At 37.1% G+C, this 14,202-nt stretch carries 15 protein-coding genes; 8 read left to right on the top strand and 7 right to left on the bottom strand.

All coding sequences use genetic code 11. The features are described 5' to 3' along the window. A complete protein-coding gene (locus V8G61_RS08290; protein WP_394875078.1) occupies positions 1 to 201 on the bottom strand; it encodes a hypothetical protein in 201 nt (66 codons plus the stop codon). A gap of 144 nt (positions 202 to 345) precedes the next feature. On the opposite strand from V8G61_RS08290, the gene V8G61_RS08285 reads away from it, so the two are divergent. Both V8G61_RS08285 and V8G61_RS08280 read left to right on the top strand, forming a co-directional pair. Next, positions 346 to 645 (top strand): DUF2752 domain-containing protein, encoded by a 300-nt coding sequence (locus V8G61_RS08285; protein WP_394875077.1) that lies wholly within the window; start codon positions 346 to 348, stop codon positions 643 to 645. 9 nt (positions 646 to 654) lie between these two features. After that, entirely contained in the window at positions 655 to 984 is a 330-nt protein-coding gene (locus V8G61_RS08280; RefSeq protein ID WP_394875076.1) for a CCC motif membrane protein, read from the top strand. A 72-nt stretch (positions 985 to 1,056) separates the two neighbouring features. Here the strand turns inward: V8G61_RS08280 and rocD are convergent, their stop codons facing one another. Next, entirely contained in the window at positions 1,057 to 2,337 is a 1,281-nt protein-coding gene (gene rocD / locus V8G61_RS08275) for an ornithine--oxo-acid transaminase (RefSeq protein WP_394875075.1), read from the bottom strand. Between the two features lie 231 nt (positions 2,338 to 2,568). Between rocD and rlmD the strand changes: the two genes are divergently transcribed. From rlmD to V8G61_RS08260, 3 genes are all read left to right on the top strand, one after another. After that, positions 2,569 to 3,981: a 23S rRNA (uracil(1939)-C(5))-methyltransferase RlmD gene (gene rlmD / locus V8G61_RS08270; RefSeq protein WP_394875074.1), complete on the top strand. Its 1,413-nt coding sequence runs from the start codon at positions 2,569 to 2,571 to the stop codon at positions 3,979 to 3,981. A 67-nt stretch (positions 3,982 to 4,048) separates the two neighbouring features. Continuing rightward, positions 4,049 to 4,603: a DUF6452 family protein gene (locus tag V8G61_RS08265; RefSeq protein ID WP_394875073.1), complete on the top strand. Its 555-nt coding sequence runs from the start codon at positions 4,049 to 4,051 to the stop codon at positions 4,601 to 4,603. Continuing rightward, the gene (locus V8G61_RS08260; RefSeq protein WP_394875072.1) at positions 4,569 to 5,288 is read left to right on the top strand and encodes a DUF6048 family protein; all 720 of its coding nucleotides are present in this window, start codon (positions 4,569 to 4,571) and stop codon (positions 5,286 to 5,288) included. Before V8G61_RS08265 ends, V8G61_RS08260 begins: the two co-directional genes overlap by 35 nt. A gap of 13 nt (positions 5,289 to 5,301) precedes the next feature. Here V8G61_RS08260 and V8G61_RS08255 read toward each other — a convergent pair whose 3' ends face one another. Next, positions 5,302 to 6,459 carry a class I SAM-dependent RNA methyltransferase gene (locus V8G61_RS08255; RefSeq protein WP_394875071.1) on the bottom strand — a complete coding sequence of 386 codons (1,158 nt, stop codon included), beginning with the start codon at positions 6,457 to 6,459 and terminating at the stop codon, positions 5,302 to 5,304. A gap of 167 nt (positions 6,460 to 6,626) precedes the next feature. Here V8G61_RS08255 and V8G61_RS08250 point away from each other — a divergent pair, with 167 nt between their 5' ends. From V8G61_RS08250 to V8G61_RS08240, 3 genes are all read left to right on the top strand, one after another. Beyond that, positions 6,627 to 7,358: a class I SAM-dependent methyltransferase gene (locus V8G61_RS08250; protein WP_394875070.1), complete on the top strand. Its 732-nt coding sequence runs from the start codon at positions 6,627 to 6,629 to the stop codon at positions 7,356 to 7,358. A 65-nt stretch (positions 7,359 to 7,423) separates the two neighbouring features. Next, on the top strand, positions 7,424 to 8,098 hold the full coding sequence (locus tag V8G61_RS08245) for a ZIP family metal transporter (protein WP_394875069.1): 675 nt from the start codon (positions 7,424 to 7,426) through the stop codon (positions 8,096 to 8,098). A gap of 40 nt (positions 8,099 to 8,138) precedes the next feature. Continuing rightward, the gene (locus V8G61_RS08240) at positions 8,139 to 8,567 is read left to right on the top strand and encodes a DUF4268 domain-containing protein (RefSeq protein ID WP_394875068.1); all 429 of its coding nucleotides are present in this window, start codon (positions 8,139 to 8,141) and stop codon (positions 8,565 to 8,567) included. On the opposite strand, the gene V8G61_RS08235 is transcribed toward V8G61_RS08240, so the two are convergent. From V8G61_RS08235 to V8G61_RS08220, 4 genes are all read right to left on the bottom strand, one after another. Then, positions 8,568 to 9,059, bottom strand: a complete 492-nt coding sequence (locus tag V8G61_RS08235) for a GNAT family N-acetyltransferase (protein WP_394875067.1) — start codon at positions 9,057 to 9,059, stop codon at positions 8,568 to 8,570. It lies immediately after the preceding gene. Further along, positions 9,056 to 9,682 carry a hemolysin III family protein gene (locus tag V8G61_RS08230; protein WP_394875066.1) on the bottom strand — a complete coding sequence of 209 codons (627 nt, stop codon included), beginning with the start codon at positions 9,680 to 9,682 and terminating at the stop codon, positions 9,056 to 9,058. The genes V8G61_RS08235 and V8G61_RS08230 overlap by 4 nt, the downstream gene beginning before the upstream one ends. Before the next feature lie 3 nt (positions 9,683 to 9,685). After that, positions 9,686 to 10,384: a DUF4294 domain-containing protein gene (locus V8G61_RS08225; RefSeq protein WP_394875065.1), complete on the bottom strand. Its 699-nt coding sequence runs from the start codon at positions 10,382 to 10,384 to the stop codon at positions 9,686 to 9,688. Between the two features lie 145 nt (positions 10,385 to 10,529). Continuing rightward, positions 10,530 to 14,186, bottom strand: a complete 3,657-nt coding sequence (locus V8G61_RS08220) for a M1 family aminopeptidase (RefSeq protein WP_394875064.1) — start codon at positions 14,184 to 14,186, stop codon at positions 10,530 to 10,532. Positions 14,187 to 14,202 lie beyond the last annotated feature (16 nt).

Genomic DNA, 14,202 nt, shown 5'->3' with positions numbered 1-14,202 from the left:
CTATTCATTTTGACTGTTTTCCTCCGCATCAGATTGATTGGAACGACTTCGTAAACCACGAGAGATCCGGTAGATTCCTAACATCATCAAAACCATTCCTACCACTAAAACCGTGGTTTTTTGATTGTAGTCGGTAAAGGTATCCGAATAAAACGCTGTGGCTGCGCCAACGACCAGGAGGATATAATTTATATACTTCATTTTTAGAATTTAACTAAAAACAAATTTACATAGAAATACCGAGCTTACTGAACTAAATGAAGTAAGACTTTTACGGTCAATGTTGTTATTAAGCACCCCGCTTTTAATTATGATAATAGGTGGCTATTTAGTAATTTAGCTTCCATGTATTTTATAGCTCAAAATTTCGAACAATACATGCTACCCTGCCTGTCTAAAAAATTATTTGGTTTAGATTGCTTCGGCTGCGGTATGCAACGTTCTATGGTTTTTCTTATTCAAGGAGATTTTTCTGCAGCCTTTCACATGTATCCTGCTATTTTTACTTTAATCGTACTTATCGCTGTTATTGGGATAAATGCGATCAGAAATTTTAAATACGTCGGGAAACTTATTTATTTTTTGGCTATATTGAATGCGGTAATTATCATTACCGGCTATTATTTTAAACATTTTAACTTCTAACTGTCAATCATGGAACAACAAAAATTACCCAATTCCACACTTATTCTAGTATTCGGTATCATTTCAATTTTAGGATGTTGCTTTTATGGTGTTGGTTTCATTTTAGGAATTGTCGCCTTAGTGCTTGCTAGCAAAGCCACAAAATTGTATAAAGAAAACCCGGATTTATACACCGGATATCAAAATGTAAAAATTGGTAAAATTCTATCCATTATTGGTATTATACTAGGTGCGTTGTATCTGATTTTATTACTTTGGATGATAACCACATTTGGTTGGGAGACCATGCAGGATCAGGACCTTATGCAAGAGCGTATTCAGGAAATGATGGGACAATAATTTTTGATCCTCTACATATCATAAAAAAGCGACCTATTTGGTCGCTTTTTTATTTAAAAGAAATTAGAATTATTATTTTTCGAAGTCTTTCAGTGTTTTCGTAATAATAGAAACACAGTCCAATAACTGTTCTTTAGTCATGACTAAAGGCGGCGCAAACCTGATAATATTACCATGGGTTGGTTTTGCCAACAAGCCATTATCGCGCAGTGCCAGGCAGATGTTCCATGCTGTATCACTGTCTTCAGCGTCATTTATCACGATGGCATTAAGCAATCCCTTACCGCGAACCAGTTCTACTATGCTACTAGTCTCTATATATTTATTTAGTTCACTACGAAATAATTCACCTAAAACAAAAGCATTCTCTGCCAGGTTTTCATCGCGAACAACTTCTAATGCAGCTATGGCAACAGCCGCGGCTACCGGATTTCCACCAAACGTACTACCATGATTTCCAGGGCGTATCACCCGCATGATATCATCATTTGCTAAAACGGCCGACACCGGATAAACACCACCACTTAGGGCTTTTCCTAGGATAAGAACATCGGGCTTAACCTCCGGTGTTCTGGAACAATTCTTGTCTTCACAGGAGCAATTACCACAGGTAGCCAATAAGCGACCTGTTCTGGCAATTCCGGTTTGAACTTCATCAGCGATGAACAATACATTATGCGCCTCGCAAAGCGCCTTGGCCTTAGTTAAATAATCATCACTGGGCACATAAACACCGGCCTCTCCTTGAATAGGTTCTACTAAAAATCCTGCAATATTTTTATTACTTTTTAAAGCTGTTTCCAGCGCCTGTAAATTATCGTATTCAATTTTTATAAATCCTTTAGTGTAGGGTCCGAAATGTTTTCTGGCCACCGGATCGTTACTGAATGAAATAATGGTCGTCGTTCTTCCATGGAAATTGTTTTCACAAACAATGATTTCAGCGTCATTTTCATCAATATTCTTTACCTCATAGGCCCATTTTCTACAAATTTTAAGAGCTGTTTCTACGGCTTCAGCACCTGTGTTCATGGGTAATAACTTATCGAATCCGAAAAATTCTGTAGCAAACTTTTCGTATTTCCCTAACATATCATTGTAAAATGCCCGTGAAGTTAGCGTTAAAGTTTGTGCTTGCTGGGTCATTGCGTTTACGATCTTCGGGTTACAATGTCCTTGGTTTACCGCAGAATAAGCCGATAAAAAATCATAATATTTTTTACCTTCTACATCCCAGACAAACACACCATCGCCCTTACTTAATACCACAGGTAATGGGTGGTAATTGTGTGCACCGTATTTGTTTTCTAAATCTATCGCTTGTTGCGAAGTTAATTGGTCTAAAATAGCCATTTTAAGAGTGTTTAAATTTTATAAAATAACCATTCCTTCTGTACCTTTATTCTTTCGAAGTCACCGAAAAAGCAGCGTGGGAGAGAAATCATCCCTGGATAGGCCTGCAAGTTACTAAATTTTCACGCCTTAAAAAACATTTTTGATCTTGCCTTTCGGCAGAAAATACATCCTCTTAAAAAATAGTTAGGTTATGACACAAATAGAAATGGCTTTGTTTATTTTTGCAGCATGTCAAGAAGAAAATCTAATCGTAAAATTTTTGAGCAACTTGAAGTTACTGATGCGGCCGCAAAAGGTAAAACCATAGCCAAAGCACCGGATGGCAAGGTTGTTTTTATATCCAATGCCGTGCCAGGCGATATTGTTGATGTACAGACCTTTAAAAAGCGAAAAGCTTATTATGAAGGCAAGGCTACCGTATTTCATGAATTATCTGATAAACGTACCGATCCTGTTTGTGAACATTTCGGAACTTGTGGTGGTTGTAAATGGCAAAATATGGCCTATGAACACCAATTGTATTACAAACAAAAGGAAGTTACTAATAACTTAAAACGCATTGGTCATATTGAACTTCCTGAGGTTACACCAATTCTAGGTTCGAAAAAAGAGTACTTCTACCGCAATAAAATGGAGTTCTCTTTTAGTGATAGTCGCTGGCTTACACTGGAAGAAATCAATTCCGGAAAAGATTTAAAAGATAAAAATGCCTTGGGCTTTCATATTCCCGGAATGTGGGACAAGATTCTCGACCTGAACCATTGCCACCTGCAGGCCGATCCGTCGGATGCCATTCGAAATCAGGTTAAAGCGTTTGCTGAATCAAACGATCTGGAGTTTTTTAACACCAGAGAACAAAGTGGATTTTTGCGTACGATGATGATTCGAACTTCCACAACCGGAGATCTTATGGTATTGATCCAGTTTTTTAAAGAGGACAAGGAAAAACGAGAACTACTTTTAGATTTTATTGCTGAAACTTTCCCGGAAGTGAGCTCATTGTTATATGTTATCAACAGTAAAGGTAATGACACGATCTATGACCAGGAAGTTGTGTGCTATAAGGGTGATGATCATATTTTTGAAGAAATGGAAGGCCTCCGCTTTAAAATAAACGCAAAGTCCTTTTACCAGACCAATTCAGATCAAGCTTACGAATTATATAAAATAGCTCGAGATTTCGCCGATCTTTCGAGTACCGAGCTAGTTTATGACCTCTATACCGGAACAGGTACCATTGCTCAATTTGTAGCAAAAAAAGCAAAAAAAGTGGTTGGTGTTGAAGCGGTTCCTGATGCCATTAAAGCCGCAAAAGAAAATGCACAATTAAATGGCATTAATAACGTTGAATTTTTTGTTGGCGATATGAAAAATGTATTTAATGCTCAATTTATTGCCGCTCATGGTGTCCCGGATGTGATCATTACAGATCCACCAAGAGATGGTATGCATAAGGATGTCGTACAACAAATTTTAAACATTGCCCCAAAAAAGGTGGTTTACGTGAGCTGTAACAGTGCTACCCAGGCCCGGGATCTGGCCTTAATGGATGCTGATTATAAAGTGGTAAAAACACAAGCCGTGGATATGTTCCCTCAAACATTTCATGTGGAAAATGTTGTACTTTTGGAACATCGTTAATGACAAAAGCAGAAAATTGCTAAAAAAATTGTTCTTTTGAACATCCAAATCGATATGGAACCTTATTATGAATAAAACAACTATTGGCATACTTTGGTGCTTGATCACTGGACTGATGATAGCGAGTTCCCTGAGTTGCGAACCCGATGATATTTGTCCGGCTAGCACCCCGACTACGCCCAGTTTGGTGCTTGAAGCTTTTGATGCTGAGACTCCGGAAAATAATAAAAATATTTTTGGTTTGACCGTTGTTGGTATTGGTCAAGACGTCGCTTTACCTGATTATTTTAATGTGTCGTCCAACAAACTTTTATTACCATTGGACACTAACACCAATAGAACACAGTATCAATTAATTAAAGATTCATTTGTTAACGATAACGGGACACCCGAAAATCCTGATGATGATTTTATTGATGGAAATTATGATCTTATCACCATAAATTACACAACCAAAGCCGTTTTCGTATCGCGTGCCTGTGGTTATAAATATATTTTTGAAAATGTTTCGGTTCAAGTCGATCAATCCGATCCTGACCGTTGGATCCAATCCATTGCACCTTTAAACCCAAACCAATCTGTAGAAAATGAAACAGAGACGCATTTTAACTTACTACATTAGTATCTTAATGCTTTTATTTTGTGTTGGAATTCAGGCGCAAAATGATAGCATCCCTGAACCGGAAAAGGATACTTTAGTGATTAAACAAAAATACGGTTTACGTATTGGGGCGGATATCAGTAAACCTATCCGATCATTCTATGACGATGATTTCAGCGGGTTTGAGCTCGTTGCAGATTATCGCATTAAAAAAAGTCTTTATATAGCTGGTGAAATTGGGTATACCGATAAAAGAACCTTAACCGATTATCTTGATGTAACGAGTAAAGGAAGTTATTTAAAAGCCGGAATTGATTACAATATGTATCAAAACTGGCTGGACATGGATAATATGATCTATGCCGGATTTCGTGTGGGTGTAAGTAGTTTTAGTCAGGTACGTAATGCGTATACCATTTATGCCACTAATCAATATTGGGCTCCACAATTTTCCAGTACTGAAAGTAAAACCTACAGTGGTCTTACAGCAGCTTGGGCTGAACTGATATTAGGTATCAAAGCGGAAATATTCAATAATCTTTATTTCGGAGTGAACGTTCAATTGAAGTTGATGGCTAGCCAAACCGAACCTGATAATTTTAGGAATATCTATATCCCTGGATTTAATAAGACCAATGATAGTTCTGGAATTGGAGTTGGCTATAGCTACATGATCTCCTATCGCATACCGCTGTATAAGAAATAGAATCCTCAGTATTTTATTTTTGGTACTTGGCTTTTTTACTACCCTCGTACATCACGTATTTCACAAAGCGCGCTTCCAATTTGGCATTATACAATGGTATTTTTTTTGAAGGGCGTAAGCCAACATGTTTTAAAGCATCCATATTACTGGTAATAAACCAGGCATCAGTTCCCGGATAATTTTGCTTTAAGGTATCTCCGATGGTTTTATATAACTCTTCCATTTCGATATTCAAGCGCTCACCATAAGGCGGATTGAATACCATGTGTAATTTATTTTCTCCGGCTTTCTGCGTTTTAAAGAAGTCCTCATGTTTTACCTGAATAAAATCTTCAAGATGCGCATTTTTTACATTTTCTATAGCCTTCGCCACGGCACTTGGTGCTTTGTCGTAACCTGTGATCTTGTAATGGAAATCCCGAGTCTTTTTCAACAGTGATCCTTCAATGGTTTCGAATAAATCGACATCCCAATCTTGCCAGCGTTCAAAAGCAAATTCCTTACGCATCAAGTTTGGCGGAATGTTACAGGCTATCATGGCGGCCTCAATAAGTATGGTTCCGGAACCACACATAGGATCCATAAAATCGCTCTGACCATCCCAACCGGAGAGCATGACCAGCCCGGCAGCTAAAACCTCATTGATGGGTGCAATATTAGTGGCCGTTTTGTAACCACGTTTATGCAAAGAATCGCCTGAAGAATCCAAAGATATGGTGCATTTTTTGCGATCGATATGCACGTTGACCTTTATATCAGGAAATTTTAGATCGACACTAGGGCGCTGACCAGTGGTGTCTCGAAATTTGTCTACAATGGCGTCCTTGGTTTTTTGGGCAATGTACAAGGAATGTGAAAAAAGGTCTGAATGGATGGTCGCATCTATAGCCAAACTACCTGTGGGTTTGAGGTATTCGCTCCAATCCATAGCATAGATCTTTTTATAAAGATCGTCTTCACCGGAAACATTGAAGCTATGAATGGGTTTTAATATTTTAATGGCCGTGCGCAATCCTAAATTGGCCTTATACATAAAGCCTTTATCTCCTACAAAAGAAACGTTACGGACACCCTTTTTTATGTCCATAGCTCCCAGTTGCGTGAGTTCTTTTTCTAAAATATCTTCAAAACCAAATAAGGTTTTGGCCACCATATTAAAATTTTCTTCCATGATTTCGCTGAAATTCCTAGCAAAAATAATGTAATTTTACCGCAAACTTGATGAATTACTAAATATTTGGGTTAAGGATTGTAGCGGCATCCTTTTTTAGTTACTGCTAAAAAAGATACAGCGGAAAGCCTGGCTACCGCAGCATGCGGGAGAAACCCCCAGAAACTATGAATAAAACAACAAATACCTGGTTTACGGCCTGGTTTGACACACCATTTTACCACATACTTTACAAGGAACGGGACCACACGGAGGCACATGCATTTATGGATACCTTGACAGAATATTTGAATGTTCCGGAAGGTGGCCGAATTTTGGATCTGGCTTGTGGCAGAGGCCGGCACGCCCTGTATCTAAATAAATTAGGGTATGATGTTACAGGTGTGGATTTAAGCGACAATAGCATTGCCTATGCCAAACAATATGAAAACCACAGGTTGCGTTTTTTAGTTCATGATATGTGCGAACCTGTTGGTCAATCCTTTGATGCTGTATTTAATTTATTTACTAGTTTTGGTTATTTTGAACATGATGAAGATCATTTGAAAACCATAAAGGCCATTAAATCTGATTTGAATGCCGATGGTTTTGGAGTGATCGATTTTATGAACAGTGATTTTGTAAAAGAACATTTAGTACCTGAAGAAGAAAAAACGCTGGAGGGTATTCGTTTTAATATTAAGCGGTATACTGAAGGTGATTATATTATGAAGGACATTGCTTTTGAAGCCAGCGGAGAATCATATTTTTTCCAGGAACGTGTGCGGGCTTTTAATCTGGCCGATTTTGAGACCCTTTTTGAGCAAGCAGGTGTCTATTTATTAGATGTTTTTGGTGATTACAAGCTGAGACACTTTCATCCCAAAAGCTCGGAGCGTTTGGTGATGATCTTTAAATAAATTGTATTTTTAACGCTGTCTTGTAAATGGTTTAATGTAACACCCGAACAGAAACTTATTTTTTAATGATTAACTACTTACTACCTATTGCCGCTGTTTTATTGGGTATTTTTATTGCCTTTTTAACGCGTGGCAAAAAAACCTGGAACACTAAACTTTTACTTTCATTTAGTGGCTCATTCTTATTGGCTCTGACCCTTTTTGAGCTTTTGCCTGAGGTTTATGAGCATATGTCAAGTAAACTTACCGGACTCTTTATAATGTGCGGCATTTTATTGCAAATTGTTTTAGAGGTGTTTTCCAAAGGTGCGGAGCACGGCCATATTCATATCCACAAGGAGGTAACTGTTTTTCCGTGGTTACTTTTCATCAGTTTATGTATTCATAGTTTTTTAGAAGGGTTTCCAATTCATAATCATAATGATATGGTTTATGGCGTTTTGGTTCACAAAATACCCATCGCTACTTTGGTGAGTTTATTTTTGTTTCGATCCGGATTTAATAAGGTTAAGATCATTGGTTTTTTAACAATTTTCACCATTATGACGCCCCTGGGAACACTCGTTTCAAATACGGCGAATTTAGACCCACAATTGGCCTACAGCATTAACGCTATGGTCATCGGTATCTTTTTACATATTTCCACAACGATATTATTTGAAAGTGGCGATGGCCATAAATTCCATCTTAGTAAGTTTATTGCCATTTTACTTGGTGTTGGAATTGCCTTTTTCATTTAATATACTTTGAAGATAGTCTTTAAATCCATTTTTAAAATCTATGTTTTCTAAAGAAGAATCTCGCCTTTTACGACAGGAATTCTGGACCAGTTTTGGGAAATCCTTCCCACGAAAATGGTTGTTATACAACACAAAAATGAAAGGTCTTAATTTTAAATTTCACTTTGATACCCGTACGGCATTGGTGGCTTTGGATCTTGAAGATCCATTAGAAAACCGGATTCAGTTTTGGGAAAAATTAGTGGCCTTAAAAAGCATGTTGACAGATGACTATTTGCCTGAGGCTATTTATGAGGAAAGTTATTTGTTGGACAGCGGCAAAGAGATCTCAAGAATTTATGTGCCTTTAGAACAAAAGGTGTCCATCCATAATAAAAACACCTGGCAGGAGGTTATGCTGTTCTTTAATGAAAAAATGAATTTATTTGAAGCCTTTTTTCAGGAATACAGGGATATTATCGACAGTTGATCAAACCGTTTTTACCAAAACATAATCATCCATAATAAAACCTGAACCAATATCGGTTACTTGCGGACCAGCATTTCTGAATCCCAATTTGGTATACGCCTCTATGGAATTTACATTGTGGATGTTAACCGTTAAGCGGATTTTTGACTTTTGATAGGTTCTAGCCTTGGTTTCTATAAAGGCCATGGCCTGTTTACCAATTTTTAATCCCCTAAAGGATTTCAGAACATATATTTTGCTGAGGAACAGTGCTGATTTTTCTTGAAGAATAGCCAAATACCCAACCTCTTTTTCATTGTAAAGCATCAGGTAATATTCATAACCATTCTCAATTTGTTCTGAAATAGCTGAAGCCGATTGGTATTTTTCGAGCATGTAATCAATCTGTGGTTTTCCTACTATGGGAATATAGTGCTCGCGCCAAATGGTATCGGCCAATTGTACTACGTTATGGATATCAGTATTTGCAACAACTTGTTTAATATCTATCATAGTACGTAAAAATAAATCATTAAAAAGTGGAACACTGCTCCCGCTAACACAAATAGATGCCATATTACATGGTTATAGGGGATACTTTGAATTGCGTAAAAAACAATCCCAAGCGTATAAGCCAAACCTCCGGCAAACAGAAATAGAATCCCATTACTACCTATAATGTTCGATAATTGGGTGAAATCGAAAATAATCAACCACCCCATTAAAAGGTATAAAAGTGTTGAGAAGATCTCAAATTTTCCTGTAAAAAATAATTTCAGGATCAATCCAAAAACGGCAATAGACCAAACGACCCAAAACAGAATCCAACCTCTGCTGTCTTCCAAAGTAATAAGCGTTACCGGGGTATACGTTCCAGCAATAAGTAAATAGATACTAATATGATCAATAATGCGGAAATAATGCTTTTTAGACTCGGATCTCACGGCATGATACAAGGTAGAAGCTGAAAATAAAATGATAATTGACATCCCATAAACCACCACACTAAATTGACTTAGAAAAGGTTCGTAACGTGTATGATTTATAAGAAGCACGAGTGCAATCAATCCAAATAAGGCTCCAATTCCATGGGTAATTGCATTTAGTTTTTCCTCAAGTTCCGATTGAATTCGCATGACTTATTTTTCCGCTTTTTTAGCTTCGTCCCGACCATTATGTAACCATTTATTGGTTAAATCATAATAATCTATGGGAATTGCCGACTTCTGTCGTTTTAAAATACCATTTTGAAAATTACGCTCTAAAATATCTTCAATAAGATAATCTTCCTTATTATTCCAAGGATCAAACTTTTCTTTTAATGAAATATCAAACATACTAGCAGTTGTGTTGTACCAAAAGGCACGCCAGCCACTTCGCAGTTCTTTTACCAGATCGAAGGTGGTTATCCCTGTTTGCCGATAAATAAGTTTCACCAAAATCTGACCTTCTGTTCGGGTAAACTTTTTGAGTTTTTCAGAAAACTCCCCTTCGATATATTTTTGAATCATTTTGGTATAACGCCTTCTATCGCTTTTACTGGTAATCTTAGCCAAGCGCTTGTTCAAAGAATCTAGGCGTTCCGCAGCCAACTTGGCATAGGGATAGACTTTAATGGTTTTTCTGCGAAGTATCAGGTAACGGATACGATCTTCTCGACTATCGAATTTTAATTTCTGCAAAAGCATGACCTCATCCAGGTCAATAGTGGTTCGTGGTACCGAGTCTCCCTTTATAATCAGGTAGGTTACCTCCGTTGTATCCTCATCTTTCTCGGGAGCTTGCGCCAACCCGAAAAATGGTATACAAAAAACAACTATGATTAAAACTCTTCGCATATCTAGAATTCGGGACGTTTTAAATTCAAAATTACTAATTTACCCTTCAATAGTTAAAAAAATATACGAATATTAATTGGTTACAGATTAAAAAACCTGTAAACGTTGAAGCCTACAGGTTTGGTATGATTGAATAGATGTGTTTTTAAAGCCTACGCCTATTATCTAAAGAATTGGCATCTATCAGTTTATTGTACGGATCAACACCTACCTCTGTTGGTTCCTTATCTACGATAATACTGATTTTATTATTGATAGCTGTAACCTTATGCTTTTTTAAATACAATACTTCTTCATTTGGTGTGTCAGGGGTATCTAAATTTTCCACAAAAACACCAACATCTATATAATCAGCTAATGGCAGGGAGTACACTGGTTTAGAAACTTCTGGCGATTTAAAGCTCAAGGAGTCTTTTTTGTTGTCCGAATAAAACTTTTTCCCTTTTTCATCATTTCGATACTTGGTCACTTCAAATTCAATATCCACCTTATACTTACCATTATCCAGTTTTGTAGAAATTACATCCTTTATACGGTTCTCATAAAGGGTTATGGTTTCAAACATATCCTTTAAGGTGTATTGTAACGAATCTGGAGTCGCCATTCGAATATAGTGCATCATATCAACGGTCGTGGTATAAGGTGGTTCCTGAAACTTGACCTTATTAACATATTCCTTTAATGCCTCATTCAATATATCTTCTCCAATATAATCTGCAAGAGCATAAAAAACCAAAGACCCTTTTTGATAACGGATATAACCCTGGCCATCATTGTACATCAAAGGTTTCTCACGCTTACGCTCAAATGATCTTCGGGTAAGATAATCATCGAGAGAACGTTTAAGGAACTTACGCATTTTGTTTTTTCCATATTCGTGTTTTAAAACTTCTAGAGACACATATTCCGATAAGCTTTCCGAGAGCATCGTTGCACCCAGAACATCAGCACCGATAACTTGATGTGCCCACCATTGATGCGCTACTTCGTGCACTGTTACAGCAAAGGGATAATCCACGCCTCCTTCCTCAGAATCGTCAACTTCAGCAATAAACCCTATACTTTCTGAATAGGGAATAGTATTTGGAAATGATTGCGCGAAGGCTCCGGCGGTTCGTGGGAACTCAATAATACGTACTTGCTTGTGCTGATACGGACTGAAATTTTTAGAATTATATTCTAAAGAGGCTTTTATCCCAGAAAACATGCGATCGATATTGAATTCATGACCTTTATGGTAATAGATCTCCAAGTTCACATCGCGCCATTGGTCTTTCTTCACACTGTATCGTGCTGAATTGAAGGCAAAGAAATTCAATATTTTGCTATCCATCTTATAATGGAAATAACGTCGTCCATTTTCTGTCCATTCTTTTTGCAAATAGCCGGGAGCTATGGCAATTTGATCAGGTGAGGTACTTACAGTAGCCTCAAAATCGATCCAGTCTGAGTCCTTTCGGATGTAAGTATTCCCTAGCGCCGTAGAATCCGTCGGTTCAGGTTTAAGATCATTCGGTGGTAGTCCATATTTTTCACGGGTTTTATCGTCTGTCAATTCAGTCCCAGAAGAATAACCTAAAGAAGGAAATATGGCGAAATTATTAATAAAAGTTCCGTTTTCTAACACGGGTGAGTTTTTTCGCAACCAAGTATTTGGCTTATTCTTTACAGAAAATTTAAGCTTTAAACTATCGCCAGGTTTTAACGGTTGTTTTAGTTGATAAATATCGAAATTGTATACCGTATCCTCCAAAACCAGTTGAACCTCTTCATTAAATTCAAAAGTGCTGGGATAATTATTATGATTCAAGAAAATACTATCTATAACCTCATTCGTTTTATTAACCATCAAATAATCACCACTCGCTTTAAAATCAAGTGTTTTAGGAAATATATTCATATCTGCCTTAACAGCCACAATTCGAGGTTGTGCTTTGTTTTCAAATTTCTTATAAGTCTTTTCCCAGGTTACGGCACGTTGTTCTCTTTCCTTGGCAGACACTCTTTCATTCAAAATGTTATTCTCGTAATAAATACGAGCACCCAAACTAATGAAAGCTGTAAAAAATATTAAAAACCCAACAATATAAATCCCTTTAAATCTGGATCTTGCTATGCGTAAGCGTTCCCAAAAACTATGTGGTAAGCCACGAACCCAAAATAAGGCGGTGAAGATGAACAGAATAATTCCCGCAGAGACCCAATAGATCTTATAAGTAAAATACGGGATCAAGTCCGAACCATATCCATTCATATCGGAATACTCAAATCCGGGACCATCGTTATATTTAAAAATGGCTTGCTCTATTCCCGCAAAACGTAATAAGGGCATTCCAATGGAAATAACCAATAATACAAACAGACCAACATAAGGATTGCGAAACAACGTTTGGATGAACAAAGCTAGAAAGGCCCAAACCACATAATTAATGAGGCGCAAACCAAAAAGTTCTTCAATATAATGCCCTAGTTCAAATTGATAAAAGCCTTTATAGATCTGAAACAATAATCCGGACACCATGATAACGCCTAACAAAACGATCTGCATTTTTATTAAGGCTAAAAATTTCGAAGTAAACAAGGTCCAATTCGGAATTGGCGTAACATCGATAAGATGATCCATCTGTGCTATTTTACTGCGATGCACCAGCATACCTGCGTATAAAAAGGTACAGATATTTATGGCCACAGTAAATGAACCACCACCGTTTAACATTTTCCAGGTCATGGGTAGCGTTGACGTTCCAAAAATATCACCTACCTCTGAAAGCGCAATTAAAACAATAATGAGCCCAACCAACACGATACTTAAAAAAGGCCAGTTCTTTAAAATATATTTAAAGTCGATATTCGAAAGTTTCCATGTTGTTTTTAAATTCTGAAGGAAAGAATAGTCTACGTTTACTTCTGGTAATTTAATACGAATGATCCCTCCAAAATTTTTCTTTACAGAACGTATTCCTTGTTGTTTTTTCAAACTAAAGGTCAAGGCATTCTGGCTAAAGGAGAAAAATTTGTACACTGAACCAAAAACGACAATTGCCACGGACAACCAAATAAGTCGGTTATAAAGAATAATGGATTTAATAGGTATTTGCATTTCATTTTGTTCCGCAAGGGTCCAATAACGTGTATAATAGTTAACGGCAGCACTACCATAGGGATCTAAAAGTGCTGCGATCAATCGACTATCAGGGTCAGACAAGAAACTTTCCATAAGGCCCTGCACAAAAAGCAATAAAATAATGGCAATAAAGCCCGCAGCAATATTTCTAGTAAAGGCGACCACACCAAATACAATAGCCCCAAACAATAAAACGTTAGGAAGAATAAAAATGACATAGGTGTTAAAATAAGCTTGGAAGCTAAATGCTGTAACTATATCAGAGTTTGTTCCGGGTAACCTGAATCCTATAAATAGGGCAAAACCAATCGCTATAACAATACAGCTCACCACAATCACACCACTAAAAAATTTTGCGAATAGGTAATTTGCTTTGGAAAAAGGATAGGAATATAAAATGGTATGCATATCACTTTTATAATCGCGATATATCGAGAGCCCAATTATCGACGGAAATAAAAAGAAGATTAGAATCGCCATGGTAAGAAACAAATTTGTAATAGCAAGCGGTGAATTCACAATAGATGTTGATCCTGTGCTCACCGTTAGGCTATCAAAAATACCTGCTGCTCCAGCCGATAAGAATAGTGCTATCAAAACAAAAATAGCTGTATAAATATAGAAGGCTGGTTTTTTAAACCAATACCCTAATTCGTGTTTTAAGATCGTTAAAAACATATGTACAATGAATTTT

Source organism: Gaetbulibacter sp. M240 (genome assembly GCF_043876815.1).
Taxonomy (GTDB): domain Bacteria; phylum Bacteroidota; class Bacteroidia; order Flavobacteriales; family Flavobacteriaceae; genus Gaetbulibacter_A.
Note: the sequence above shows the minus strand (reverse complement) of the source record. Positions and strands in the feature narration are given on the sequence as shown.

Excerpts from the sequence above, each read along its gene's own strand:
- V8G61_RS08290 (WP_394875078.1), bottom strand. The coding sequence starts at position 201 with ATGAAGTATATAAATTATATCCTCCTGGTCGTTGGCGCAGCCACAGCG.
- V8G61_RS08285 (WP_394875077.1), top strand. The coding sequence starts at position 346 with ATGTATTTTATAGCTCAAAATTTCGAACAATACATGCTACCCTGCCTG.
- V8G61_RS08280 (WP_394875076.1), top strand. The coding sequence starts at position 655 with ATGGAACAACAAAAATTACCCAATTCCACACTTATTCTAGTATTCGGT.
- rocD (WP_394875075.1), bottom strand. The coding sequence starts at position 2,337 with ATGGCTATTTTAGACCAATTAACTTCGCAACAAGCGATAGATTTAGAA.
- rlmD (WP_394875074.1), top strand. The coding sequence starts at position 2,569 with ATGTCAAGAAGAAAATCTAATCGTAAAATTTTTGAGCAACTTGAAGTT.
- V8G61_RS08265 (WP_394875073.1), top strand. The coding sequence starts at position 4,049 with ATGAATAAAACAACTATTGGCATACTTTGGTGCTTGATCACTGGACTG.
- V8G61_RS08260 (WP_394875072.1), top strand. The coding sequence starts at position 4,569 with ATGAAACAGAGACGCATTTTAACTTACTACATTAGTATCTTAATGCTT.
- V8G61_RS08255 (WP_394875071.1), bottom strand. The coding sequence starts at position 6,459 with ATGGAAGAAAATTTTAATATGGTGGCCAAAACCTTATTTGGTTTTGAA.
- V8G61_RS08250 (WP_394875070.1), top strand. The coding sequence starts at position 6,627 with ATGAATAAAACAACAAATACCTGGTTTACGGCCTGGTTTGACACACCA.
- V8G61_RS08245 (WP_394875069.1), top strand. The coding sequence starts at position 7,424 with ATGATTAACTACTTACTACCTATTGCCGCTGTTTTATTGGGTATTTTT.
- V8G61_RS08240 (WP_394875068.1), top strand. The coding sequence starts at position 8,139 with ATGTTTTCTAAAGAAGAATCTCGCCTTTTACGACAGGAATTCTGGACC.
- V8G61_RS08235 (WP_394875067.1), bottom strand. The coding sequence starts at position 9,059 with ATGATAGATATTAAACAAGTTGTTGCAAATACTGATATCCATAACGTA.
- V8G61_RS08230 (WP_394875066.1), bottom strand. The coding sequence starts at position 9,682 with ATGCGAATTCAATCGGAACTTGAGGAAAAACTAAATGCAATTACCCAT.
- V8G61_RS08225 (WP_394875065.1), bottom strand. The coding sequence starts at position 10,384 with ATGCGAAGAGTTTTAATCATAGTTGTTTTTTGTATACCATTTTTCGGG.
- V8G61_RS08220 (WP_394875064.1), bottom strand. The coding sequence starts at position 14,186 with ATGTTTTTAACGATCTTAAAACACGAATTAGGGTATTGGTTTAAAAAA.